Annotated in this window: 21 protein-coding genes; 11 read left to right on the top strand and 10 right to left on the bottom strand. The window is 69.9% G+C overall.

Going from position 1 to position 25,555, the window contains the following annotated elements; all coding sequences use genetic code 11:
* A complete protein-coding gene (locus tag RB614_RS11315) occupies positions 1-1,326 on the top strand; it encodes an LLM class flavin-dependent oxidoreductase (protein ID WP_308712384.1) in 1,326 nt (441 codons plus the stop codon).
* Between the two features lie 39 nt (positions 1,327-1,365).
* Here the strand turns inward: RB614_RS11315 and RB614_RS11310 are convergent, their stop codons facing one another.
* The gene (locus tag RB614_RS11310; protein ID WP_308712383.1) at positions 1,366-1,923 is read right to left on the bottom strand and encodes an NADPH-dependent FMN reductase; all 558 of its coding nucleotides are present in this window, start codon (positions 1,921-1,923) and stop codon (positions 1,366-1,368) included.
* A 152-nt stretch (positions 1,924-2,075) separates the two neighbouring features.
* Here RB614_RS11310 and RB614_RS11305 point away from each other — a divergent pair, with 152 nt between their 5' ends.
* From RB614_RS11305 to RB614_RS11290, 4 genes are all read left to right on the top strand, one after another.
* A complete protein-coding gene (locus tag RB614_RS11305) occupies positions 2,076-2,624 on the top strand; it encodes a winged helix-turn-helix transcriptional regulator (RefSeq protein WP_308712382.1) in 549 nt (182 codons plus the stop codon).
* A gap of 518 nt (positions 2,625-3,142) precedes the next feature.
* The gene (locus tag RB614_RS11300; protein WP_308712381.1) at positions 3,143-3,667 is read left to right on the top strand and encodes an SDR family oxidoreductase; all 525 of its coding nucleotides are present in this window, start codon (positions 3,143-3,145) and stop codon (positions 3,665-3,667) included.
* 157 nt (positions 3,668-3,824) lie between these two features.
* Complete coding sequence (locus RB614_RS11295) at positions 3,825-4,352, top strand: hypothetical protein (RefSeq protein WP_308712380.1); 528 nt, start codon at positions 3,825-3,827, stop codon at positions 4,350-4,352.
* Positions 4,291-4,494 (top strand): hypothetical protein, encoded by a 204-nt coding sequence (locus RB614_RS11290; protein WP_308712379.1) that lies wholly within the window; start codon positions 4,291-4,293, stop codon positions 4,492-4,494. Before RB614_RS11295 ends, RB614_RS11290 begins: the two co-directional genes overlap by 62 nt.
* A 119-nt stretch (positions 4,495-4,613) precedes the next feature.
* Here RB614_RS11290 and RB614_RS11285 read toward each other — a convergent pair whose 3' ends face one another.
* Together RB614_RS11285 and RB614_RS11280 are read right to left on the bottom strand one after the other, a co-directional pair.
* Entirely contained in the window at positions 4,614-9,314 is a 4,701-nt protein-coding gene (locus tag RB614_RS11285) for a family 78 glycoside hydrolase catalytic domain (protein ID WP_308712378.1), read from the bottom strand.
* Positions 9,315-9,825: 511 nt separating this feature from the next.
* A complete protein-coding gene (locus RB614_RS11280) occupies positions 9,826-10,791 on the bottom strand; it encodes a Bug family tripartite tricarboxylate transporter substrate binding protein (protein ID WP_308712377.1) in 966 nt (321 codons plus the stop codon).
* A gap of 48 nt (positions 10,792-10,839) precedes the next feature.
* On the opposite strand from RB614_RS11280, the gene RB614_RS11275 reads away from it, so the two are divergent.
* On the top strand, positions 10,840-12,405 hold the full coding sequence (locus RB614_RS11275) for a sensor histidine kinase (protein ID WP_308712376.1): 1,566 nt from the start codon (positions 10,840-10,842) through the stop codon (positions 12,403-12,405).
* A complete protein-coding gene (locus RB614_RS11270; RefSeq protein WP_308712375.1) occupies positions 12,402-13,076 on the top strand; it encodes a response regulator in 675 nt (224 codons plus the stop codon). Before RB614_RS11275 ends, RB614_RS11270 begins: the two co-directional genes overlap by 4 nt.
* Here RB614_RS11270 and RB614_RS11265 read toward each other — a convergent pair.
* From RB614_RS11265 to RB614_RS11245, 5 genes are all read right to left on the bottom strand, one after another.
* Positions 13,073-14,605: a tripartite tricarboxylate transporter permease gene (locus RB614_RS11265; RefSeq protein ID WP_308712374.1), complete on the bottom strand. Its 1,533-nt coding sequence runs from the start codon at positions 14,603-14,605 to the stop codon at positions 13,073-13,075. The two genes, RB614_RS11270 and RB614_RS11265, sit on opposite strands and share 4 nt — an antisense overlap.
* Positions 14,602-15,141 carry a tripartite tricarboxylate transporter TctB family protein gene (locus RB614_RS11260; RefSeq protein WP_308712373.1) on the bottom strand — a complete coding sequence of 180 codons (540 nt, stop codon included), beginning with the start codon at positions 15,139-15,141 and terminating at the stop codon, positions 14,602-14,604. The genes RB614_RS11265 and RB614_RS11260 overlap by 4 nt, the downstream gene beginning before the upstream one ends.
* Positions 15,138-16,187: a Bug family tripartite tricarboxylate transporter substrate binding protein gene (locus tag RB614_RS11255; protein WP_308712372.1), complete on the bottom strand. Its 1,050-nt coding sequence runs from the start codon at positions 16,185-16,187 to the stop codon at positions 15,138-15,140. The genes RB614_RS11260 and RB614_RS11255 overlap by 4 nt, the downstream gene beginning before the upstream one ends.
* Before the next feature lie 615 nt (positions 16,188-16,802).
* On the bottom strand, positions 16,803-17,024 hold the full coding sequence (locus RB614_RS11250) for a hypothetical protein (protein ID WP_308712371.1): 222 nt from the start codon (positions 17,022-17,024) through the stop codon (positions 16,803-16,805).
* Positions 17,025-17,144: 120 nt separating this feature from the next.
* On the bottom strand, positions 17,145-19,118 hold the full coding sequence (locus RB614_RS11245; RefSeq protein WP_308712370.1) for a hypothetical protein: 1,974 nt from the start codon (positions 19,116-19,118) through the stop codon (positions 17,145-17,147).
* Positions 19,119-19,525: 407 nt separating this feature from the next.
* Here RB614_RS11245 and RB614_RS11240 point away from each other — a divergent pair, with 407 nt between their 5' ends.
* A complete protein-coding gene (locus RB614_RS11240) occupies positions 19,526-20,128 on the top strand; it encodes an SRPBCC domain-containing protein (RefSeq protein ID WP_308712369.1) in 603 nt (200 codons plus the stop codon).
* Positions 20,129-20,199: 71 nt separating this feature from the next.
* Here the strand turns inward: RB614_RS11240 and RB614_RS11235 are convergent, their stop codons facing one another.
* Positions 20,200-20,589, bottom strand: a complete 390-nt coding sequence (locus RB614_RS11235; RefSeq protein WP_308712368.1) for a VOC family protein — start codon at positions 20,587-20,589, stop codon at positions 20,200-20,202.
* 743 nt (positions 20,590-21,332) lie between these two features.
* Positions 21,333-22,022: a TetR/AcrR family transcriptional regulator gene (locus RB614_RS11230; RefSeq protein ID WP_308712367.1), complete on the bottom strand. Its 690-nt coding sequence runs from the start codon at positions 22,020-22,022 to the stop codon at positions 21,333-21,335.
* A 119-nt stretch (positions 22,023-22,141) separates the two neighbouring features.
* Here RB614_RS11230 and RB614_RS11225 point away from each other — a divergent pair, with 119 nt between their 5' ends.
* From RB614_RS11225 to RB614_RS11215, 3 genes are all read left to right on the top strand, one after another.
* A complete protein-coding gene (locus tag RB614_RS11225) occupies positions 22,142-22,921 on the top strand; it encodes an electron transfer flavoprotein subunit beta/FixA family protein (protein WP_308712366.1) in 780 nt (259 codons plus the stop codon).
* Positions 22,922-22,931: 10 nt separating this feature from the next.
* Entirely contained in the window at positions 22,932-23,888 is a 957-nt protein-coding gene (locus RB614_RS11220; RefSeq protein ID WP_308712365.1) for an electron transfer flavoprotein subunit alpha/FixB family protein, read from the top strand.
* An 82-nt stretch (positions 23,889-23,970) separates the two neighbouring features.
* A partial coding sequence (locus RB614_RS11215) for an acyl-CoA carboxylase subunit beta (RefSeq protein ID WP_308712364.1) occupies positions 23,971-25,555 on the top strand: 1,585 nt, incomplete at its 3' end.

Raw genomic sequence — 25,555 nt, 5'->3', positions numbered from 1 at the left:
GTGCTGCACCTCAACGCGTTCCTGATGACCGTCGGCCACCACGAGTCGGCCTGGCGGTTTCCGGAGAGCGGCCTGACCGCCGCGTGGGACGTCGCGCACTACCGGCACCTGGCGCGGGTGGCCGAGCGGGGCAGGTTCGACTCGGTCTTCTTCGCCGACGGGCCCTCGCTCCAGGGCGACGTCCGCCACCGGCCGGTCGGGCGGCTCGAGCCGACCACCCTGCTCGCCGCCCTCGCCGGCGCCACCGAGCACATCGGACTGATCGCGACCGCCTCGACCACCTACGAAGAGCCGTACAACCTGGCCCGGCGGTTCGCGACCATCGACCACATCAGCGGCGGCCGCGCCGGCTGGAACATCGTCACCACGGCCGGTAGGGAAGCGGCGCAGAACTTCGGCCTCGACGATGTGCCGGCGCATCGCCACCGGTACGAGCGGGCGGCCGAGTTCGTCGAGGTGTGCCTGCGACTGTGGGACTCCTGGGAGGACGACTTCCTCCTCGGCGACAAGGAATCCGGGCGCTACGCCGACGGCGACCGGATCCACACCATCGACCACATCGGACGGTTCTTTCGCGTCCGCGGGCCGCTGAACGTGCCGCGTACGCCGCAGGGACATCCACTGCTCGTTCAGGCGGGGTCCTCATCGGACGGTCGGGAGTTCGCGGCCCGCTACGCCGAGGCGGTCTTTACCGCCCAGCAGACCCTCGCCGAGGGCCAGGCCTTCTACGCCGACCTCAAGGCACGCGTGGCCGCGGCCGGGCGTGACCCCGACCTGGTCAAGATCCTGCCCGGCATCGTCCCCGTGCTCGGCCGCACCGAGGCCGAAGCGGCCGAACGCGCACACGAGCTCGAACGCCTCCAGGTCGCCGAGTACGGCCTGCGCCAGCTGGCCAGCCTGACCGGCATCGAGGTGACCGAGGCCGACCTCGACAAACCGCTGCCGGACGGCGGTGTCGACGTCACCGAGGTACAGGGCGCGCAGAGCCGGTTCGCGCTCGTCACCGACCTGGCCCGGCGCGAGGGCCTCACCGTCCGGCAGCTGCTGGGCCGGCTCGGCGGCGGCCGCGGGCACCGCACGGTCACCGGTACACCGGCGGGGATCGCGGACACCATGGAGGAGTGGTACACCTCCGGCGCGGCCGACGGGTTCAACGTCATGCCGCCGCTGCTCCCGTCCGGCCTGGAGGAGTTCGTCGACCACGTGGTGCCGATCCTCCAGCGGCGCGGCCTGTTCCGTACCGCCTACACCGGCAGCACGCTGCGCGACCACTACGGCCTGCCACGGCCGGCGAACCGGTTCGCGCCGACACCCGCCGCACCATAGAGGTGCGAGCGGGCCGGTGAGCCCGCTCGCACCTTCCGGTCAGGCGCGTAGCGGGGCGAGCGCACTCGACCAGGCGACGACGTCGTCGAGGGTCGCCGTCAACGCGGCGACCTGGTGCGGCTGCGGGGTCAGGGTCACGAAGTTCTCGAAGTCGTTGTGGAACAGCAGCCCCACTTGTGCCCGGACCGTCGCCAACTTCACCTCGGCGGCGACGAGCCGCAGGTGCTCGACGGCGCGTACGCCACCCGAGACGCCGTAGCTCACGAAGCCAGCCGCTTTGTTGTTCCACTCGGCGAAGAGGTAGTCGATGGCGTTTTTCAGTACGCCGCTGGTCGAGTGGTTGTACTCGGGTGTCACGAAAACGAACCCGTCGAACCCACCGATCACCTCGGCCCACGCCTTCGTGTGCGCGTTGGCGTAGCTGCCGGCCGACGCCGGCACCGGCTCGTCGAGGTGCGGAAGCGGGTGGTCGGCGAGGTCGACCAGCTCGAACTCGGCGTCGTCCCGGTCCTTCGCCGCGGCGAGTACCCAATCCGCGACGGCCCGGCTGTAGCGACCCGGCCGTACGCTCCCGACGACGATGGCGATCCTTGTCATTTCCAACTCTCCTTAGGCGGATCTATCGTGACGACGACCGTCACGTCGGCGTGAGCACTCCGGTGCGGCGGTTGATTCCCAGCTGGCAAGGGGCACTATTTAGTGCGGTACGCACGTCGAGTTTCCTATTGGGAGAGGGCGCAAAAAGGCCGATGGACTCTGGTACGAATGTCTCCGCCACATGTGCGGACGAGCGTCTCTCGTCGGTGTTGCGGGGTCTGCGCACGATGATCGGCGACAAGTGGTCTCTCGTGGTCATCGCAGCGCTGGTCGAAGGAGAGCAGCGGTTCACGACGATCCTGCGAAACATCGACGGCATCTCCCGCCGGATGCTCGCCAAGACTCTGCGCGACCTCGAACGCGACGGCCTCGTCAGCCGCGTCGTCCACGCCGAGGTTCCGCCACGCGTCGAGTACGGCCTCACCGCGCTCGGCCGCACCCTGCTCGACCCGATCGACGGCCTCATCCGGTGGGTCGACGAGCACGGTCACACGGTGCTCGCCACCGCGCCGCGGGAGGGGCAGCCGCGAACCCCTGAAGACCGTCAGCCTTCGGTAACTCGGGCGATGGATGAGGCGTACGGCGACCGGCAGGTGTTCGCCGAGAACTGGAAGGCGATGGTCCGTCGCCGCCGAAGGGCAGTAGGGAGTGCGCTGTCGCGAGTGAGATGGCGATCAGTAGGAGTGCGAAGCTGCCGATGAGTGTGGCCCGCGATCCGAGGAGGGCGAGTAGCCCGCTGACGGTGATGACGCCGAGTGCGGTCGCTGTCCGCAGTAGTGCGAAGATCTCCGCTCGGCGCCGCGGTGGTGCGAGCTCGTCGAGGGCCAGTGAGTAGAACGTGGCCAGGATCGGCAGGAAGAACCCGACGACGGCGGCGCCCGCGAGAGTCGAAGCGATGTGCCCTCCGATCCGACCTCGACGGCCGCGACCGCTCCTCCGGTCGCGGTGGCGCAGAACAACCAGAGGAGCACCGCGCGAGGTATCCGCTGTCGCGCACCGACCGAGTCGTCAACGTGCAGCCCGCGAGCCTCGGGAATGCTCGGCATCAGGAGCATCGGTCCCACACCGAGCGAGGTCATTACCACCATGGCCCACACCGGCGAGACCGCGCCGAGCAACGATGCGAGCACGGGAGACAACGCGAAGGTGATCTCGTTCAGCGTCGCCGCCACGCCCAGCGCGCGGGGAAGTCTGCCTGGCTCCACCAGATAGTTGAGCAGTGTGCAGCGCCGGTATCGAGGCCGGTACGCCCACACACGAGCTGACACTGGAGATGTGGAACAACGTCATCGCCACCAACCTGACCGGCACCTTCCTCGCGTGCCGGGAGGCGATCAAGGCCTTCCGACGAGCGAAACGGCCCGGGTCGATCGTCTGCATCTCCTCACCGTGGAGCTTCGTCGCACCCAGAAGGGGCGCCGCAGCCGCGTACGCCTCCTCCAAGGGCGGCATCAGCTCGTTCGTGCGCGCACTGGCCGTGGAATACGCGAGCGCCGGCATCCGGGTCAACGCCGTCACGCCGGGGGCGACCGAGACGCCGCTGATGTGGGCCAACGTGACAGGCGATCAGATCGAAGCGGTGCGCACACAGATCGAACGCGAGGTGCCGGTCGGGCGCCTCGCGTCGGCCGCTGAGCCGGCCGCCGCCATTCTGTGGCTGCTCAGCTCCGCCGCCGGCTACGTCACCGGCGCCAACCTGACCTGTGACGGCGGGGCGCTCGCCACCGGAGTGCTGACCGTCTGAGCACGCCCGAACCGGTCCGACCTCGTGCGGCTCACGGTGACGGCCTCGGTCGGGCGGCTCGACCATCCCTTGTAGACAGACAGCGGATGGGGCCGACCAACACGAGTTGACCCCTTGGCCGGCCTGGCTGCCCGGCTGATGGAGGAACGCGAGGGGCGTGGGCGGCTCCGCCCCAGTCGGCGCGGGCGGCGAAGTCGTTCCGCAGGTCGGCGACCCGGCGGGTCTGCGGGAAGGAGCGATCGTCCACACCGGTGAACGGGTTGAGGTCGGTGGTGTCGATCCAGCCCGTCGACACCACGGCGGCGGCACCCACGGCCACCAGCTGTGCAGCTTCATGCCGCTGCGCGACAGCATCGCCGGCGACCCACGCCGCACGATCGGCCTCACCGGCGACCAGAGCGTCACCCTGCACGCCCACCAGGACCAGCACATCGACCCGGACGCCCTGGCCGGGGTCCTCGACCAGCCGGCACGGCGGGTATGGACCGGGGTGCGATTCGGTGGCCAGGAATCGCTGGAATGGCTCGACCTCTACCTGGCCTGCGTGCTGCCCGACGCGATCAGCCGCATGCTCGTCCAGCAGCCGGCCGTCGACGCCGGGCTGGTCGACCCCGCAGGGTGCCATGGCCACCACCGACCGGGCCAGCCACGCGTGCCTGACCCTACGCGCCAGCACCGGCGGTGACGGCACCAACCGGTACGAGGTCGGCATCATCGGCCACGGACCCGACGGCGACCACCTCGCCGCACACGTCGCCGACCAGGTCCGCCGCTGGAACGACGACCACCGCGACCGCCCGGGCCGCCCGACCCCGCGGTGGCCTTGAGGAGGTACGCGCGGGCTGGAGGAGGCGGACGAGTTCCGCAGCGCCCGACGCCTGCACGAGATTGCCGGCCGGGACTGCATCCAAGGCCCCGCATGGTCTCGGTGGGGGTTCGGGGTGGGTTAGCTGAGCGGGCGGGTCCAGACGTCGGCGATGGACGGGTCGTAGTAGGCGGGGTCGCCCTGGTGCTCGAAGCGGATGCGGATGGTGTCGTCGGTCGCGGCGAGCGAGGCGGGTACCACGAATTCGTAGGTCTCGGTGCCGGTCCCGCCGGCGTGGTCGAAGGTGCGCAAGAGCACCTCGGTGCCGTCGACGTAGATTTTGTAGCGCTTGACCTGCGCCTTGTCGTAGGTCTCGATGGCGCGGACCACGAACGGCTGGCCGGGCGTGACCGCCATGTCGAACTCGAACTGCGAGAACGGCGTCAGGTGGCCGGCGTACCGGCGGGTGAGTCCGGCCTCGGTGCTGGCGCCTGAGGAGGGCGACGCGGTCAGGTTGTGCGTCTGTTCTGACGTGGCCAGGCCGAGGTCGACGTGGTCGATCGCGTCGTCCACGTTCGGTGCGATGGCCACCCGGACGGTGCCGGCGCCGGTCGCGAGTGTCTCGCCGTCGCTGACGAAGCGGGCGGTCAGCGGTACGTCTTCGACCGCTTGGCGGGCGTCGCGCGGCACGGCGACGGTGAAGGTCGCGGTGTGGGTCTGTCCGGGCGGTATGGTCGTCGCCGTCGGTGCGGGCGCGCTCCACCCCGGCGGCAGGTCGAGCTCGACCCGGCCGGCGACGGCGGCACGTCCGACGTTCCGGATGACCGCGCGTACTGTGACGGGCTGTCCGGGCCGGGTTTCCGCGGGCGCCGCGGTCACGGAGTCGACGACGGCTGGCGAGTCGACCGTCAGCTCGAACGGTTTCGCCAGTGTGAGCGTCGCGTCGTCGAAGACGTACACCGCGACGGCGGTGCCGGCGGCCGGGCCCGGTTTCTGCCGGTACGGCACGTGGATGGAGAAGCCTTTCGCGGCGGAGTGGCCGGGACGCAGCTGGTTGGTGAGCCGCGCGCTGCCCGGGGTGGCCGTCCAGCCGTCGGGCAGCCCGGTGATGGTGGCCCGCACGTTGTTGAGGCGGCCGGCGCCGCCGTTCGCCATCCTGACCGTCACCGCCGCGGTGTCGCCGGGACGGAGCACGGCGTCGGGCGGCGCGGCGGTTAGGTCGAGCGTGAGGAGGTCGGCGACGGCCACGCCGAGCGCGTCCCGAACCGCCAGGACGGCGGCGGCCAGCCGGGCCCGGTCGGTCAGGCTGAGCGCCTGGTGGCGTGCGGCGGCGTCGAACGCCTCGATCTGGCGGTGTGCCGCGGCGAGGTCGCGCGCGGCGCCGAGGACGTCGCTGTGGAGCAGTTCGTCGAGCGACGCGCGGGTGTGGGCGCGTGCCGCCGCGGAATAGCCGTGCAGCTTTCGAGCTTGGCCGGCGTTCAGCTTCCCGGCTGCCCGGAGCTCTTGGACGAGCGTGGTCAGTTCGTCGGTTCGGTCGATCGCGGCACCGGCCAGCCCGCGCCGCTCGTCGACGACGAAGGTGTAGTGGCCTGAGCCGACCTCGACTTGGACGGTCCCGCCGCTGTGCCGCACGTTGCGGACGCCGTCCGCGTCGGCGACCGGGACGCCGCGCTCGGTGACCGCCCATGCGTTCCGCGCCGGCAGCTCAACGGTGGCCCGGGCGCCGACTGGCACGGTCGCGCGGAGGGTCAGCGTGCGGCCGGTTCGTTTCCAGTCGCTGGTGACCGGGCCGTACGGCGTCTGCGTGGTGGCTTTCGCCCAGGCCAGCTGCTTGGTGACCTTGGGCGCGATGGTGAGGTCGTCGTATCCGGTCTCCGCGGAAGCCTGGATGCCGGCCACGTCGTGGAAGTACCAGTCGTCGACCGTGCCGAGGAAGTAGTGGCCGCGCGACCGTGCCTCCAGCGCCCAGTGCTCCCACATCGTGGTCGCGCCGTTCTCGACCATGTAGCCCCATGACGGGTACGTCGTTTGCTGGGCCAGTTGCAGCGCGACGTCGGCGTACCCGGCATCGGTGAGCACCGGCAGGAGGTACTTCGTGCCGAGCACGCCGGTGTTGAGGTGCATGCCCTTGGCCCTGATGTCGGCGACGACGCTGTCGGCCACCCGCTTCGCGGTGCCTTCGTCGGGGGCCAGCCCGAAGGCGAGTGCCAGCACGTTGTGGGTCTGCCGGTAGCCGCGGTCGCCGTTGCCGCGGTAGAAACCGTCCGCGCGGTTCAGGAAGGTGTCGTTGAACGTGGCCTTCACGGTTGCGGCGTGGCCGGCGAACGCGGCGGCGTCGGCGGCCCTGCCGAGGTGGCGCGCGGAGCGTTCCATTGCGGTCAGCATCGCGTAGAGGTATGCCGTGCCGGAGACGCGGACGTCCTCGGGGGCGTTGCCGCCGGCCGGGCTGGCCTCCGGGCTGACCCAGTCGCCCAGCCGCGGATTGGCCACGATGCCGTTCGACGACCTGTTGAACTCGAGCTCCACGTAGCGTTTCATGCCGTCGTAGAGCTCGGTCAGGACGCGGTCGTCGCCGCCGTACTGGTAAAGCCACCACGGGATCATCACGTACGCCGAGTGCCATGGCGGGTTCACACCCCACTGGCCCCAGTCGCCCGAGCTCGGCGCGATCACCAGCGGTGCGCCGTTCTCGTCGCGGGTCTCGTGGACGTCGCGCATCCACTTCGCGAAGAGCTCGTGCACGTCGAGGTTGAGCATGAACATTTCGGCACCCACCGAGGCGTCGCCGGTCCATCCATTCTTCTCGAACATCGGGGTGTCGGTCGGTATCCCGTGGATGTTGTTTTTCATGGTGTTCACGACCGCGCGGTGGACCTCGTTCATAGTGGCGTTCGCGCTCTCGAACGAGCCGGTCTCGGCGGCGTCGGTGTGCACGGCCTTGGCGGTAAACGCGTCCGGCGGCGGCTGGCCGCCGGGCCAGCCGGTCACCTCGATGTACTGGAAGCCCTTGTACGAGAAGCGCGCCTGCCACGACTCGGGCGCGCCGGTGCCGGCCAGGATGAACCGGTCGGTCTGGAAGCCGGACTGGAAGCCGCCGTTGTTGGAGAAGTTCACGCGGCCGTTGGGGAGCAGCTTCTCCCCGTACTGCGCGCGGATCGTGGTGCCGGCCGGGCCCTGGGCGGTGAACTCCACCCAGCCGGCGAGCACCCGCGGAAACTTGACCACCCAGACGCCGGACACCGGCTGCGTGATCTCGACGGCGGGCAGCGACCCGGTGACCCGGATCGGCTGCTGGCGCTGGTGTACCAGCACGCCCTTCGGTCCCCGGACCTCGCTTGCCGCGGCCCACGCCCGGTCGTCGAAGCCGACCGTGTCGTAGCCGTCCTGCAGCTTGCCGGCGTCGTACGTCTCGCCGGCGTAGAGGTCGTCGAAGACCGTCGGGCCGTCGGCGACGGTCCACGAGTCGTCGGTGACGACGTCCTGGGTGCTGCCGTCGGCGTACTCCAGATGCAGGACCGCGCGGACCACCGGGTCGTCGTGCCATGGTGGCGAGTCCCACCGCCACACGTTGCCGCCGGTCATGCCGTAGAACCCGCGGCCGAGCTCCATGCCGATCGCGTTGTCGCCCCGCTCGAGATGGTCGGTGACGTCGACGGCCGCGTACTGGACAGTGTCGTCGTAGTCGGTGAAGCCCGGCGAGAGTACGCCGTCGGTGACCCGGTCGCCGTTGAGGAAGACCTCGGCATAGCCGCCGGCGGCGTAGTAGAGCGTGGCGTCGATGAGCTTGCCGTCGACCGCGAACTCCTTACGCAGCAACGGCGCCGGGCGCACGTCGGCACGCGGCGGGCGCACGTTGCTGCCCCACGGGCCTTGGCCGTAGGGCGCCTGTACGACCGCGTTGCCCCACGCGCTGTCGTCGTACGACGGCGCCTCGAACCCGGCCGGGACGGTCTTGCTGGCCTTCCAGTCGGTGCCGGTGGCGAATACCGTGGTGCTGCCGTCGGTGTAGGTGATCCGGACCTTGGCGACGAGACCGGCTGGCGACCCCGCGCCGTTGTCGGTGCGGACCGCGAACACGTTGCGTTCCGGGGCGAGGTCGACCCGGAACAGCCGCGACTGCTGCCACTCGTTTTCGGCGCCCTGCGTCTCGCCGAGCAGTGTGCCGTTGACCCAGAGCCGGTACAGGTCATCGCCGGTGATCAGGATCTCGGCGGTCCGGGCGGTCTTGCCGGCCGGCGAGGTGCGGACGGTGCGGAACGCCCGCGGCTCCGCGGGCGCGACCGGCGTCGTCGCCTCCGGCGTCCAGATCCACGCGGCTGCGCCCAGATCCAGCTGGTCTGTGTCCTCCGTGCGGGCGTTGCCGATCCACGCGCTGCCTGCCCAGTCCCGTTCGTCGTACAGGCCGGTGCGGAAGCGGCTGGTGGCACTGGCGGAGCCGACGTTGGTCCTCGTGTCGACCCGCCAGACGTAGTCGGTGGCGGGGGCGAGGTCGGGGCCGGCGTATGTCACGTCGACGGAGCGGTCCGAGGCCGTTGTACCGCTGTCCCACACAAGGTCGCCGGCGTTGAGCCGCGACGGGCTGGTGGCGACGCGTACCCGCCAGGACGCCTGCTCGACACCGCGGCGATCGGACTCCGTGACCCACGAGAACCGCGGTCGCTCGACGTCGATGCCCACCGGCTCGGTCTTGCGCTCCACCTGCAGGTGCGATAGCAGGACCGCCGGACCGGCGGTGACGGCCGGGACGTGCGCACCGGCGGACTGGACGCCGATCTGTGAAGCCAGCAGGCAGATGATGATGACCAGGGGCAGGGACCGTCCGGACCAAGCGGATGCGGGCACGGATGCCTCCCCAAGCGTTGGAACGTTTCAGTGATTGAAGCACGATCACTGTTCAGGCGCCATATCCGCAACCGGATCCGGGCATCGGCAACGCCACCGCTTCACTGCGACGCCGCGTGCTACGTCCCGTCACCGGCTCAGCGCCGGCCAGACACGTCGAGGCCTTGTTTGCTGTCCCGGCGCAGGCAACCCCGGTCGAGTACCCACGAACCCGCGCCGCTGCCAACGGGGAGCACAGATCGTGGCGTGGGCAAGGCTAGGCCCTGTTTCGAAAATCCTTGCCGGGCTGCGCCGGGTCCAGACGACGACCGGCGGCGCCGGGCGTAAGGCCGCATACAACACCGGTGTGCGACCTTGCGCCCGGCTTGCCGGATCGCCGCCTGGACTCCGGCTCGCCTCGACAACTCTTTTGAAACAGGGCGGTGGCCACTGACCTTGGCCGGCTTCGCCGGCCCGGGTGACCAGCGGCCGAAGGCCGCCGGTCACCCGGTGAACGTTGGTGGCCACCGCACTAGCCGGCTGCGGGCAGGCCGAGGTCGTGGAGGACGGCGGTCACCCGGGCCGTTTCCGCCGCTATGAAGGTGCCGAACGCGTCGCCGGCCAGGTAGGCGTCGGTCCAGCCGTTGCGGGACAACGCGTCTCGCCACGGGTGCGAGCCGTGCAGTTGCTCGACCGTGCCGTGCAGGGTGTCCTGGGCCCGGTCGTCGAGGCCGGGTGGGGCGACGAGCCCGCGCCAGTTGGCGAAGACGACGTCGGCGCCGGCCTCGCGGAGCGTGGGCGCGTCCACGGCGGGTACCGGTGCCGGGCTGGTGACCGCCAGCACCCGCAGCTGACCCGAGCGCACCTGGTCGGCGGTCTCGCCCAGCCCGGACACGCCGAACGCCACGTCGCCCCGGAAAACGGCCGCGAGCAGGTCACCGCCGCCGTCGAAGCTGGCGTAGCGGACTCGGGGAGGCGCGATGCCGATGCCCTTCGCGGTCAGCATGAGCGCGAGGTGGTCCGGGCCGGCAGGGCTGGAGCCGCCGCCGGCGACTGTGTCGCGTGGATCGGCCCGCCACGCGGCGACGAGGTCGGCGAAGGTGCGGTATCGCGATGCCTGCGGCACCACCACGAGCGCGGGTTCCTCGATGAGCCGCGCTACGGGCGTGGTCTGTCCGAGTGTCGCCCGCGCCCGTTCGGTCTGCTGCGCGCCGACCACGCCCAGTCCCATCAGCATCAGCAGGTCGCCGTTGCCCCGCTCGTACACCAGCCGTTGCAGGCCGACGGTGCCGCTCGCCCCGGGCAGGTTGAACACCTCCGGGTCGCGGACCAGCCCGGCCGCGTCCAGTGCCTGCGCGACGGTGCGAGCGGTCAGGTCGTACCCGCTGTCGGGCGCGTTGGGCACCATGATTCGCAGGTCGGCGGGTCCGGACCACTGATCGCCGCAGCCGCCGACCGTCAGCGCGGCGGCCGCGGCCATCAGTGTGCGGCGCCGCATGCCACCCCCTTGCCTTCGTGCCCGTCCTGGCAGTTTGCTGTTTCCACCATGTTGCGCACCAGCCCACGCCGCCGCCCGTGGCGGCTCTCGCTCGCCCGGCAGTTCCTGCTGCTCCAGCTCGGCATCGTGCTGCTGGTCGTCGGCGCGGTCGCGGCCGTCTCGGTGGCCCAGGCCGACGCCCGATTTCGGTCCGGCGAGGGGCGCCAGCTGCGGTCCGTCGCCGAGACGGTGGCGGCCAACGCGACGGTACGGCAGGAGCTGGCTGAGGCGTCAGTCAACTTCGAGCGCCTCTCGGCCGAGGCGGAGGCGGCCCGCAGCGTCTCCGGCGCCTCCTTCGTGCTGATCGCCGACTCAGGCGGGACGCTGCTCACCGGTCTGGACCGCAGCCGCCCGGTGCCGCTCGGCGTGAGCACGGTCCGTTCCGGAAAGTCCTGGGTCGGCGTGGTCGGCGACGCGCTGGTCGCCCACGTGCCGGTGCTCGACGAGGGGCGCGAGCTGGTCGGGCTGGTCGCGGTCGGACAGCAGTACCCGACGTGGCCGGAGCAGCTCGCCGACGCCGCGACCGACCTGCTGACGTACCTGCTGCTGGGCGCGGCGCTCGGGGTGCTCGGGTCGTGGCTGCTGGCCCGCTGGGTCAAGCGGCAGACGCTCGGCCTGGAGCCGCGCGAGATCACCGGACTGGTCGAGCAGCGCGAGGCCATGCTGCACGGTATCCGCGAGGGTGTGCTGGGAAGCGACGCCGCCGACCGGGTAACGCTGGTCAACGACGAGGCGATCCGCCTGCTCGACCTGCCCGAAGACGCGGTCGGCCGGTCGCTGCACACGCTCACGCTCGAGCCGCGGCTGCTCGACGTGCTGACCGGCGAGGCCGCCGGGGCCGACCAGATCGGCCTGCGCGCCGGCCGGGTGCTGGTGCTCAACCGGATGCCGGTAATGCTGCGGGGCCGGCAGGTCGGCGCGGTGACCACGCTGCGCGATCGTACCGAGCTGACCGCCCTCCAGCGCGAGCTCGACTTGAGCCGGCACACCACCGACACGCTGCGGGCGCAGGCGCACGAGTTCACGAACCGGCTGCACACGATCGCGGGGCTGATCGAGCTGGGCGAGTTCGACGAGGTCACCCGGTACATCAGCCGGGCCAGCCGGTCGCTGGCCAAGCTGACCAGCGACATCACCTCCCGGGTGCCGGATCCGGCACTCGCCGCGCTGCTGATCGCGAAGTCCAGCCTCGCCTCGGAGCAGGGCATCGAGCTGCGCGTGTCGGCGCGCTCGGTCCTGCCCGAGGTCGACGACGCGCTCTCGGCCGACCTGGTGACGGTGGTCGGCAACCTCGTCGACAACGCGTTCGACTCGGTCGGCGCCGGCGGGTGGGTCGAGGTCTCGGCCGCCGTGGACGGTGACGATGTCGTCGTCGTGGTCCGGGACTCAGGCCCGGGGATCGCGGCGGAGCTGGCCCAGGAGGTGTTCGCGCAGGGGTACACGACCAAGGTCGAGCACCACGGCCTCGGCCTGGCCCTGATCCACCTGGTCTGCGTCCGGCGCGGCGGGTCGGTGGCGGTGGATGGCTCGACGTTCACCACGCGGTTGCCTCTCGCCACGGCGGTGCGGTCGTGATCCGGGTGCTCGTGGTCGACGACGACTTCATGGTGGCGAAGGTGCACGCGGGCTTCGTCGCCCGGGTGCCGGGCTTCGAGGTGGTCGGCAGCGCGCATACCGGCGCCGAGGCACTCACCGAGGTCACCCGCCTCCGCCCCGATCTGGTCCTGCTCGACATCTACCTGCCCGACATGTCCGGCCTGGACGTGCTCCGCGGCCTCCGCGACGGACCGGTCGAGGCCGACGTGATGGCCGTGACGGCCGCCCGCGACGTGGACACGGTGCGCACCGCACTGCGCGGCGGGGTGGTGCACTACCTGATCAAGCCGTTCACGTTCGACACGCTCCGCGAGCACCTGGCGCGGTACACTGCGGCCCACCGCCAGCTCGCCGCGCGTGGGGAGGTTGGGCAGGACGACGTCGACCGGCTCTTCGGCGCGCTGCGGCCGGCCCAGGTCAGCCTCCCCAAGGGGCTCACGCCGCCGACGGCCGCGCTGGTCGGGCGGGTGCTGCGCGACTGCGACGCCGACCTGTCCGCGGCCGAGTGCGCCGAACGGGCCGGGCTGTCGCGGGTCAGCACCCGCCGCTACCTGGAGTACTTCGTGGCCGCCGGCAAGGCCCAGGTCCGGCTGCGCTACGGCGGCACCGGCCGCCCGGAGCGCCGCTACCACTGGCTCGGCTCGCCCTAATCGTCTTCGCCGAGCGTGACCTTCGCCGGCACCCGGTCAGCGCGGCCATGGGCGAGCAGCCGCGGGGCGTACGGCACGACCAGTGCCAGCACCGCGAGGGACAGCAGAACCACCGTCAGCGGGCGGCTCACGAACACGCCGAAGTCCCCATTGGACAGACTCAGCGCCCGCCGGAACTGTTCCTCCATCATCGGTCCCAGGATGAGCCCGAGGATCACCGGCGCGATCGGGAAGTCGTAGCGGCGCATGAAGAAGCCGGCCACGCCGATCGCGTACGCCAGCAGCACCTGGAAGACGCTGCCGGAGACGGCGTACACGCCGAGGGTCGCGAAGACCAGGATCGACGCGTACAGCACCGGCCGCGGGATCCGCAGTACCTTCACCCACAGCCGGATCAGCGGGAGGTTGAGCAGGAGCAGCAGCACGTTGCCGACGTACAGCGAGGCGATCAGTGCCCACACCAGCGCGCCGCCCTCGTCGAAGAGGTCGGGCCCGGGCTGCACGTTGAAGATCTGAAACGCGGCCAGCATCACCGCGGCGGTAGCCGAGGTGGGGATGCCGAGCGTGAGCAGCGGCACCAGCACCCCGGAGAACGACGCGTTGTTGGCCGCCTCCGGACCGGCGACCCCCTCGATGGCGCCCGTGCCGAACTCGTCGCGGTGCGGGGAGCGCCGCGACTCGTACGTGTACGACAGGAACGTGGGCAGCTCCGCCCCGCCCGACGGCAGCGCGCCGAACGGAAAGCCCAGCGCGGTGCCGCGCAGCCACGGCCGCCACGAGCGGCGCCAGTCCTCCCGGGTGAGCCAGGCGAAGCCACGCGGCGGTTCGAGCGGGGCCACTGTGGACGGTACGTCGGTCGGCCGGCTGGCCAGGTGGAGTGTCTCGCCGATCGCGAAGAGCCCGACGATGACCACCACGATGTTGACGCCGTCGAGCAGGTTGACCGACCCGAACGTGAACCGTGCCTGGCCGGTCAGCGAGTCGATCCCGACCAGGCCGAGAAACAGACCGAGCGTGAGTGAGAGCAGCCCGCGCACCATCGACCGGCCGACAAGTGCGGTCACCGCGACCAGCGCGAGCACCGCGAGGGCGAAGTAGTCGGCGGCCCGGAACATCACGGCGAACCTCGCCATCGGCGCGGCGAGCACGCTCAGCAGGACCGTCGAGATGGTACCGGCCACGAAGGACCCGATCGCCGCCGTCGCGAGCGCCGCCCGGGCCCGGCCGCGGCGGGCCATCTGGTACCCCTCGATGGAGGTCGCCACCGACGCGGATTCGCCCGGCGTGTTGAGCAGGATCGAGGTGGTGGAGCCGCCGTACATGGCGCCGGCGTAGATGCCCGCGAACATGATCAGCGCCCCGGTCGGCGAGTCCAGGTTGAAGGTCAGCGGCAGCAGCAGCGCGATCGTCAGCGCTGGCCCGATGCCGGGCAGCACGCCGACGAGCGTGCCGACGGTGACGCCGATGACGGCGAAGAGCAGGTTTTCCGGGGTGAGCACCGCGGCGAAGCCGTCCAGCAGCGCGCTCATAGCGGCAGCACTCCCGCCGGCAGCTGGATGTCGAGAAACCGCGTGAACGCCAGGTAGATCGCGAACGACAGCCCCAGCGCCACCACTACGTCGCGAAGGATCACCGCGCGCACCGGGCGGTCACCGAGCAGCCGGGCGGCGGCCACGAAGAACGCCGCGGTCGCCGGCACGTAACCGACCACTGTGTACTCCAGTACCAGCGCGTACCCGACCAGCGCGGCCAGCAGACCGGCCGGAACGAGCCAGGACGCCCGCGGCGCCCGCTCGACGCGCTCCGCCTCGGTGTATTTTCCGGCCCATGTCTGGATGGTGTACGCCGCCGCGAGCACCACCCAACCGCCGGTGACGATGAGTGGAGCCAGCCGTGGACCGTCCACTGTGACGCCGGACTGGGCCGCGTCGCGGATCGCCCGTACGAGCAGCCCGGCGCCGGCGAGCACTACCACCGCGGCGGTGATCCGCGGGCCGAGGGGGCGCCCGCCGGGGGCGGCGGGGGGCACCGTCCCCTCCGGACGTTCGTGGGTGAGCGCGGTCATGCCCCGGCCAGGCCGATCTCGGTCAGCACCGCCGTGATCCGGGTGGTCTCCGCGTCGAAGAAGACCTTCGCCTCCTCGCCGCTCTTGTAAAAGTCGTCCCAGCCCTGCTGGGTCAGCGCGTCCTTCCACGCCGGCGAGGAGTGCAGCTTGTCCACCATGGACACCACAGCCTGCCGCTGCGCGTCGCTCAGCCCGGGCGGGGCCACGACGCCGCGCCAGTTCATCAGCTCGACCGGGTAGCCGGCGTCCTTGATGGTCGGTGCCGGGGTGCCGGCGCCCGCGTCCACACCGGACGCGCCGGACACCGCGAGCGCCCGCAGCTGCCCGGACTTCACCAACTCCTTGAACTCGCTGACGCTGGAGACGCCCACGCCCAGGTCGCCGGAGAGGAGCGCCGCCTTGGTCTCGCCGCCGCCGGAGTACGGGATGTACTTGGCCTGCTTCGGATCCACGCCGGCGGCCTTCGCGAGCAATCCGATCAGGATCTGGTCGGTGCCGCCGGCCGAGCCGCCGCCCCACTTGATCGCGGTCGGGTTGGCCTTGAAGTCTGCCACCAGGTCCTGCAGAGTCTTGTACTTCGACCCGCTCGGCACCACGACGACCTCGGCCTCGGCGGTGAGCGTCGCGATCGGCGTGGTCTGGGTGAGGTTGACCGCCGACTTGTTCGTCACCACCCCGCCCACCATCACCAGCCCCGTGATCATCAGCCGGTGCGGGTCGGCGTTGTGCTTGCTGACCAACTGCGCCAGCCCGACCGTACCGGCCGCACCAGTCACGTTGTCCACCTCGACCGGCTGCGCACTGAGACCGCCGTCCTTGAGCGCCTTCTGCATGGTCCGTGCGGTCAGGTCCCAGCCGCCGCCGGGCGCGGCCGGCGCCATGATACGGATCGCGCTGGTCGGATACTCCACCGTCTTCTGCTCGCCGGAGGTACCCACGTCGTTGCCTCCCTCGGCGCAGCCGACCGCGCCGAGGGCGAAGGGAAGGGATGTGGCCAAGGCGAGCGCGCCGGCCCGCAGCCGGGCACGCGGAATCTTCGTCGTCACCGCAGGTCGCTCCTGTCCGTCCGTACGCGTCAGGGAGGTTGCGCACGCGTTACGGGCATCCTGCGAGAGCCAGTGACCCCGGTCACCCTTTCGGACGGAGAGTGCGTTGTGGTCCTTTTGGTCACAGCTCCCGCAGGCCGGCACCGCGCTCCGCGGCTCGCGCCGCAGCGGGCCCGATCGCGGCATTGCCCGCCGCTCGCGGTGCTACGGGGGTGACGGACGCGGGTGGGGCCATCTGCCGACGTTGTCCCACAGCCGAGCCGTGCCGTCGTTTCCGGCGCTGGCGACGATGCTGCCGCGCGCAACGCGTCCACGCCGGTCAGCAGGCCGGCCGGCCCGGCGTACACCGCCGAGACCAGCAGCGGCGACCCATCGAACAGCAGCGGACGAACCCGCCCGTCGGAGCCGAGCAACGCGGCCACCGTATGCGACGTCCCGAAATCGACGCCGAGCCGGGATGCAGTCATGTTCATCGAACGGACGGGTCGTGCAGCAGACGCTCTACGATCCTGATCAACACTCGGCCGGGTAGGCGATGGGGGCCGTAGCACTTGATCCTGCCCGACCCGTTGATGAGGCTCCCGCACGGCGGGCGGCACGGCTGTTCTGGGTGTTCTATCGGTCGGGCGTGTGGTGTTGCGGTGGTGTGCGGCCCGTCCGGAACACCGGTTCGCCGGCCATCATCCGGTCGAAGATTTCGCGGTAGTTGAAGCACTCGGAGTCGAGTACTTCGTCGACCAGCAGGGCGCGCAATCGACGCGTGGTGTGGGGGTCTTCGGTCCGCTGGTAGGTCATCACGTCGAGGTGTAGATCGGTGGCTATTCGGGTGGTGCGCAACCGCCGAGGCCACTGGCGCGACATCCATTGCCTGCACTCGGAACCAAGAACCTGGTACAAAGCCCGAGCTTGAGCGGTGCCAAGCGCCGGCGGCCGCCGCACGTGCCGGCAGTGGTGTGCTCACTGGCGGGGTGGTGCGGTCTGGGTCGCGAGGCGGTCCTGTAGGCGGGCATGCCGGAACTGGTACCGCGGGCCGACGGCGCGCAGGACGTGCTTGCTCCGGGCGTCCTCCAGGAAGCGCAACAGCCGCAGTGGACCGTCGCCGGTCACGCGCAGCCAGATGGAGACCAGAAACGCTCGCCACACTCGGGACATCGTCACTCCGAACCCAAGGCCGAACGCCACGCTGAAGGCGAGCCTGCGGGCTGACGGCACTCCGCTGACGAGAGTCCAGCCCAGCCCTACCACCGCCCCGACCAGCAGCCCGTAGCTGAGGTCTCGCCGCCAGCAGGTCAACGGGTCCAGGACGCTCAGGTCGGTGCCGGTCGGTCGGGCCGCCGCGTACGCGACCAACAGCGCCAAGGCGAAGACCGCGGCGGTGACCATCGTGTGGACCGGGCTGGGCACCTGCTCGCCGGGCGCTGCAACGAAGGTGAACCGCAGCCGTGCGAGGGCGAACTCCGCACCGGCCAGCAGCGGCCACAGCAGGATGGCGGTAGGGGCGGCCAGCGCGCGCAGCCGGTGGAAAGCCCACGCGCGAGGCTCGTCGGTGGGCCGGCCGAACATCAGGTCGCCGGCGTGGTGGGTGAGCAGACCGGTGGGCATGCCGAAGATCAACCCGCCGACGATGCCGGCCGCGATCGGGGTGGGGATGGCGCCGATGCTGTCGCCGATGCCGATGAGCGTGCCGATCGTCCCCGCGATGATGAGCGTCATGGCGAACTGGGGAAAGGTAGGTACCCAGCGGGCGAGGCGCCACCAGGCCAGGTCGCGATCGTTCGCCTCGTCCATCCGTCGGGCGAGCCGGCCGAGCCAGTGCCGCGCTTGGTCGACCGTGTACCGCGGCGGCGGGCCGTCGGTGGCGGGATCCGGGGAGTAGGCGTTGGGCAGGATGGCGTCGAGCAGGTACTCCTCGACCGCCTTGCGGGTGCGACGGCCCGAGCCGAGCAGGTCGCCGAGCAGGTCGCCGCGCCCATACAGGTCGCGGACCAGGCTGAGCATCAGCGGGGTGGTGGTCAGGGTCCTGGTGAGGCCGTCACGAGATCCGCCGCGCAGGCGCCGCAGCAGCCGCTGCCAGGCCGGTGGCGCAGGGCCGGCGTGACAGCTTTCCAGATAGTCCGCGGCCTGTGCCGCCGTGGGCGACTTGAGCTCGAGGGTCGCCGCTGCGAACAGCAGGCCCTGGTTGGTGACTACGTCTCTCATCTCGTCGCGACGGCTGAGCACGATGATCCGCTGTGCCGTCAGCGAGTTCAGCTTTCGCAGGGCGGCCGGGCGCAACCGCTGCGGCAGCACGTCGAGGCTATCGAGGACGAGGGCGACGCGGCCGGTCGCCAGCAGTTCGTGGACCACCGCCGGCCCGAACTCGGTCGAACGCAGGAAGGGATAGTCGCGCAGCAACCCGGACGCGGCCCAGGACAACGCGTCCTGATCGCCCGGGTTCCAGCCGTGCAGGGTCAGCATCACCGGTACCGGGGTGCTGGTCCGGTCGGCATCGGGCAGGGTGTCGCGGTGTGCCAGTGCCCGCTGCACCAGCAGCAGCGCGGCGCTGGTCTTGCCCGCTCCGGCGTCGCCCAGCAGCACCACCCGCCCCGAGGCCACGCCGCCGTATACCCGGTGCAGATCCGCCAGGTTCCCGCCGTCGAGGTCGTCCGGCTCCACTGTGCTGATCCCCGGCACGGCGGGCGGGTGCTGCGCTGTCCACACCGGCGTGGCCGCGACGTGCCTTGCGGAGCCGACCCCGCGGTCCGACCACTGCCAGTCCAGCGGGATCGGCGTAGGGAAGTGCAGCCCGCGTTGCTCCACTTCGAATCCGACGCGGATCCCTACGGCCACGGCTAGCCGCTCGACCGCGCGGTCAACCAGTTCCGGGGAGGCCGGCCGGCGCCGCAGCCGCTGCCACAGCCAGGGCAGGGCCGATATGGCCAGCGCCAACACGGCCGTGAGGGTCTGGGTGGCGGCGGCGTGTTCGGGACGCCGAAGCCACAGAAGGTACCCCGCAACGCCGACGCCGGCGGCCACAACCCCGAAAAGGACGGCAAGGGGAATCCGCCGGCGCCCATCGGACATGATGAGCAGATTAGCCGGGCCCGCTACTGCGGAGGCAGCGCACCTGGCCCGGTTGGTCCGCCACGGCCACGCCGCGCGGGCCAGGGCGATGCGCCACAGGGCGTTGTCGGCCGGCCGGTCTCCGCCTCGCTGGGCGGAACACGTCCCAAGGCCGGCGGCTGAACGACGGCCGAGGTGCGGGCATCGGGTGTCAGTTGGCCAGTTGCGGAGGATAGCGTCGAGGGCGTCCAGGGTTCTGGGCCAGGCTTACGTAGCCGTGGAGGGTGCCGTGCGGCATGGCGGACCGCATCGGTCTGTGTGGGTTCGGCCAGCTTGGTTGGCTGAGGACCGTTCACCGTGGGCTGGGAGCCGAGGACACCGGCGCGGGTCGGTCCCGCTTGGTGTTGCTGCGTCGTTCCTTCGGCGCGCCTGTCGAGGATGTCTGGGAGGCGGTGACCGACCCGGTCCGGCTTGAGCGCTGGTTCTATCCGGTCAGTGGTGACCTTCGCCTGGGCGGTAAGTATCAGTTGGTGGGGAATGCGGGTGGCGAGATCCGGACGTGTGATCGGCCCAATCTGCTGGTGGTTACTTGGGAGTACGACGGCGGTGGCTCGTCCGACCTGGAGGTGCGGCTCACGGCCGAGGGTGATGGCGAGGAGTCGACGCTGGTTGGGCTCAGGCACACTGCCGTGCTTCCCTTCGACGACGACTTCTGGCTGGCAAATCTCGGCCGGTTCGCGCCTGGTTGGGATCATGGGTTCTGCCGCTTGGATGCGTATCTGCGCGGTGAGCTGGCCGGGGACGACTTGCCCGACGAGTTGTCGATCGAGGTGCAGCGGTTGTGGGAGCTCGCTGGCGCGGAGTGGGTGGCGGTGGGTGCTGCTTGGCGGGAGGGCTGAGCCGACGCCGGCGGGTGGCCCTGATCCGGCTCCGGGGCCGCTTGGTGCCGGTGGTGCCGTCGCGCGGGGTGTCAGCTGTTCTGTGCCGCGATTTGCAGCAGGTTGCCGCAGGTGTCGTCGAGGACGGCGACGGTTACCGGGCCCGTGACCGTCGGCTCCTGGGTGAATCGTACGCCGGCTGTGCGGAGCCGTTCGTACTCGGCGGTCACGTCCTTGACGGTGAGGACGGTGAATGGGATGCCGTCGTCGTAGAGTGCTCGCTTGTAGGTCTGTGCGGCTGGGTGTTGGTCGGGCTCGAGCACCAGTTCCGCGCCGTCGGGGTCTTCCGGCGACACTACTGTCAGCCAGCGGAAGTCGCCGGCTGGGATCTCGGTTTTCTTTACGAAGCCGAGCACGCTGGTGTAGAAGTCCAGGGCCTTGTCTTGGTCGTCGACGTAGACGCTTAGGTGTCCGATGCGCATTGGTTTGAGCTCCTAACGCTTGTAGGTCCGCGGAATGGGGGATGTGTCCGGGGTCGATGAATGTCTACCGTGCCCCTCGCGGTGAGTCCCTTGCCGCTGCGCTCCGGCAGATGGTCGAGGATTGGGGACGGGTGTGCGTTTGTACAGGTCGCCCACTTTTCGGGACGATAAATAAGTCGTGACTTGTATGTCAACCTCGCCCCCCGCGTGTCGCCGGCCAGTGGGCCGGGAAGCGTCGCGACACCACGTCTTTCTCAAGCGACGCCACCCGCGGCACGGGTCGGCGCGCCGGCGAGCCGGACCGGACCGCCCTGGCAGGTCGTGCCCCCCGGGTGGGATTCGAACCCACACTGTCGGAGGTGTCAACGCTGCCTTTCGTTTGTCTTTCAACGCTCGTCATTGGACACTGCTGAGCTGGGAAAACGCAAGATTCTGGTGGGTGACTGTTGTCGGGGATGGTCATCGGTTGGCAGGGTTTTCGGGGGTGAACGGGGGGTGCTCAAGTGCCCGTTGCGGGCGGTTGGGCGGGATTCCCAAGGGCGGCCAGTCTCCCTGCCCGCGACGGCGTGCTGACCCTGGCATCCGCGCCGCCACGTCTCGACACGGCCAGAGAAGGAGGTCCGCTCGCTGGCCGACCTCATCGCCGACTGGCGTCATCGGGCAGGCCCGCATGGGCTGACGCGACCACCCTTCGCGACAGTGGCCCGTGTGGCAGCGATGCTCCAGGTCTTCCTGGTGCGGATCTACACCTTCGTGCTATCGGATGGGCCGCCGGGCTGAAGTTGGTCGCGGAGGGCTTTTCGTACCGTGTTTTCGACGGCTTGCAGCGACAGTCCTTCTTGGACGATCAGGATGGCGGCGGGAGCGGATCCCGATCGGTCTTCGAACAGGTGGTGCACGGTGGCGAGGGCGGCGTCGATTTCGAGCTGTGGGTCGGTGCACTCGCGGCGTAGCCATCGCCGCAGCACACGATTGTGTGCGGCGACGACGGATGCGGCCATGAGTTCCGCGCGTAGCTCCGAGGACTCGGAGCGATCGCCCCAGGCGCTGATGAATCGCCGGAAGAGCTGCTGGTATCGGGCTGTGCTGGCGAGCTCGCGTTCGCGCAGCGCTGGGACGGTGGAGGTGAGTCGGTAGCGTTCGCGGGCCCGCTCGCCCTCGGAGACGTAGTGGAACAGGACCAGCCGCACCGCGTCCGAGACCGCCGCGATCGCCGACTCCGCACTGGAGGACGTCAGGCGCTTGCCGATGGCGGCCAGCAGGCTCTCGTGGTCGGGAAAGATGACCGCTTCCTTTGAGCCGTACCAGCGGAAGAAGGTGCTGCGGCTGACACCGGCGGCGGCGGCGATGTCGTCCGCGCTGGTGGCGTCGTAGCCAGTCGTGTTGAAGAGCCGGAACGCGGCATCCGCGATCGCTTCCCGTGAGCTGGCCATGCCTCCTCATTCCCTCCAGCCGAACGCTGGACATCATGACGTATGAGCCATAGTCTCAGATTTTGCGACCCAGTTTCAGCGGGTGGGCGCGCCGTTACAGGAGAGGCTCGGGTGAGTGGATGAATATCGTCGTACTCGTCAAGCAGGTGCCCGACTCCAGCGCGGAGCGCGTCCTGCGCAGTGACGACAACACGGTCGACCGCGGGTCGGCGAGCAATGTCATCAACGAGATGGACGAGTACGCCATCGAGGAGGCGTTGCGGGTCCAGGAGGCGCACGGCGGCGAGGTCACGATCTTGACGATGGGCCCGGCGGGCGCGTCGGAGTCGATCCGTAAGGCGTTGTCGATGGGCCCGGACCGGGCGGTGCACGTGCTCGATGACGCGCTGCACGGTTCGTGCGCGCTGGCCACCTCGAGGGTGCTGGCGGCCGCGCTGGGCACGCTGAAGCCCGACCTCGTGCTCTGCGGCGCGGAGTCGACCGACGGTCGGGTGCAGGTGATGCCGCACATGCTGGCCGAAAGGTTGGGCGTCGCGGCTCTCACCGGTGCCCGCAAGCTCACCGTCGATGGCACGTCGCTCACGATCGAGCGGCAGACCGAGGAGGGGTACGAGGTGGTGGCTGCCTCGACCCCCGCGGTCGTCTCGGTGTGGGACACGATCAACGAGCCGCGCTATCCGTCGTTCAAGGGGATCATGGCGGCCAAGAAGAAGCCCGTGCAGACGGTTTCGCTGGCCGATCTGGGCATCGCGGCGAGCGAGGTGGGCATCGAGGGCGCCACCTCGGCCGTGGTCGAGCAGAGCAAGCGGCCGCCGCGTTCGGGTGGGCAGAAGGTCAACGACGAGGGTGAGGGCGGCGTCAGGCTGGTCGAGTTCCTCGCGTCCGAGAAGTTCGTCTGAGGAGAGCTCAATGGCTGAGGTTCTGGTCGTCGTCGAGCACTCCGGCGGCGAGGTCAAGAAGGTCACCCTGGAGATGCTCACTCTCGCCAGAGAGTTGGGCACGCCCGCGGCGGTCGTCCTCGGTGGCCCCGGTGCGGCCGCGCCGCTGGTCGACAGGCTGAGCGAGTACGGCGCGGTGAAGGTCTACGCCGGCGAGAGCGAAGACCTGCAGGGCTTCCTCGTGGCGCCGAAGGCCGCTGTGCTCGCCGACCTGGTGCGTTCGGCGCAGCCCACGGCGGTGCTGCTCGGCTCCACCCAGGAGGGCAAGGAGATCGCCGGCCGGCTCGCGGTGAAGCTCGACAACGGGCTGCTCACCGACGTCTCCGCGCTGGATGCCAACGGCACGGCGACGCAGACGGTGTTCGCCGGCTCCACGATCGTGAAGTCCCAGGTGACCCGCGGGCTGCCGCTGGTCACCGTGCGCCCCAACTCGCTCACCCCGGCCGCCGCCCCGGCGACGGCCGAGGTGTCGCCGCTGGAGGTCGCGGTCGGCGACTCGGCGAAGCTGGCCCGGGTGGTCGAGCGGAAGGTCGAGCCCAAGGGGGCACGGCCCGAGCTCACCGAGGCGTCGGTGGTCGTCTCCGGCGGCCGTGGCGTGGGCAGCGAGGACAACTTCAAGCTGGTCGAGGAGCTTGCCGATCTGCTCGGCGGCGCGGTCGGCGCGTCCCGGGCCGCGGTCGACTCGGGCTTCTACCCGCACCAGTTCCAGGTCGGGCAGACCGGCAAGACGGTGTCGCCGCAGCTGTACATCGCGTTAGGGATCTCCGGCGCCATTCAGCACCGCGCCGGCATGCAAACCTCGAAGACGATCGTGGCGGTCAACAAGGACGCTGAAGCGCCGATCTTCGAACTCGCCGACTACGGCATCGTCGGCGACCTGTTCAAGGTCGTGCCACAGGCGGCCGAAGAGATCCGCAAGCGTAAATAGCGAGGTGCGGTCTTCGACGCACATCCTCTTGACGGTTCACGAAGACTCTTGACGACTCACGAAGACGGGAAATGTCTGGCTCATGGTCGAGGTAGTCGTAGCGCCGGATCTCCACACCACCGCGGGTAAGCTCGCCGACCTTTCGCGTCGGGTGGATGAGGCGGTGCATGCGGGTTCGGTTCGGGCTGTGGAGAAGCAGCATGCGCGGGGGAAGAGGACGGCGCGTGAGCGGGTCGCGATGCTGTTGGATGAGGGTTCGTTTGTGGAGTTGGATGGGTTGGCTCGGCATCGTTCGACGGCGTTCGGGTTGGATAGGACCCGGCCGTATGGCGATGGTGTGGTGACTGGTTATGGCACGGTCGATGGGCGGCCGGTGTGTGTGTTCGCGCAGGATTTCACGGTCTTTGGTGGGTCGTTGGGGGAGGTGTTCGGCGAGAAGATCGTCAAGGTGATGGATTTGGCGATGAAGACCGGGTGTCCGGTGGTCGGTATCAACGACTCCGGTGGTGCGCGGATCCAGGAGGGTGTGGTCAGCCTGGGTCTGTATGGGGAGATCTTTTTCCGTAACGTGCGGGCTTCCGGTGTGATCCCGCAGATTTCGCTGGTGATGGGGCCGTGTGCGGGCGGGGCGGTCTACTCTCCCGCGGTTACCGATTTCACGGTGATGGTCGATCAGACCTCGCACATGTTCATCACGGGCCCGGATGTCATCAAGACGGTCACCGGTGAGGATGTGGGCTTCGAGGAGTTGGGCGGTGCCCGTACCCATAACACTCGTTCCGGCAACGCGCACTACCTCGGCACGGACGAGGAGGACGCGATCGACTACGTCAAGGCGCTGCTGTCGTACCTGCCGTCGAACAATATGGACGACGCGCCGGCGTTCCCCGCCCCGTCCTTTTTGGATGTTGGTGAGGAGGACCTGGTGTTGGACACGCTGATTCCCGACTCGGCCAATCAGCCGTATGACATGCACCGGGTTGTCGAGCATGTGTTGGACGATGGTGAGTTCCTGGAGGTGCATGCGCTGTACGCGCAGAACATTGTGGTCGGCTTTGGTCGGGTCGAGGGGCATCCGGTCGGTGTGGTCGCCAACCAGCCGATGCATTTCGCTGGCTGCCTTGATATCGCCGCGTCGGAGAAGGCGGCCCGTTTCGTGCGCACCTGCGACGCGTTCAACATCCCGGTTTTGACCTTTGTGGACGTTCCTGGTTTCCTGCCCGGTACGGGTCAGGAGTGGGAGGGGATCATCCGGCGCGGCGCCAAGCTCATCTACGCGTACGCGGAGGCCACGGTCCCGAAGGTCACTGTCATCACCCGTAAGGCGTACGGCGGCGCGTACGACGTGATGGGCTCCAAGCACCTCGGCGCCGACCTCAACTTCGCGTGGCCGACCGCGCAGATCGCGGTGATGGGCGCGCAGGGCGCGGTGAACATCCTGCACCGCGGTGCGCTGTCCGATGCGGACGATCCAGCGGCGCTGCGGGCCGAGCTCGTCACCGAGTACGAGGACACGCTCGCCAACCCGTACATCGCGGCCGAACGCGGCTACGTCGACGCGGTGATCCAGCCGTCACAGACCCGCGTGCAGATCGTCCGCGCGCTGCGGACCCTGCGCACCAAACGCGAGACCCTGCCCCCCAAGAAGCACGGCAACATCCCCCTCT

Source organism: Phytohabitans maris (genome assembly GCF_031085175.1).
In the GTDB taxonomy this organism is placed as follows: domain Bacteria; phylum Actinomycetota; class Actinomycetes; order Mycobacteriales; family Micromonosporaceae; genus Phytohabitans; species Phytohabitans maris.
The sequence above is the reverse complement of the archived record's forward strand: the minus strand, read 5'-3'. Positions and strand labels throughout refer to the sequence as shown.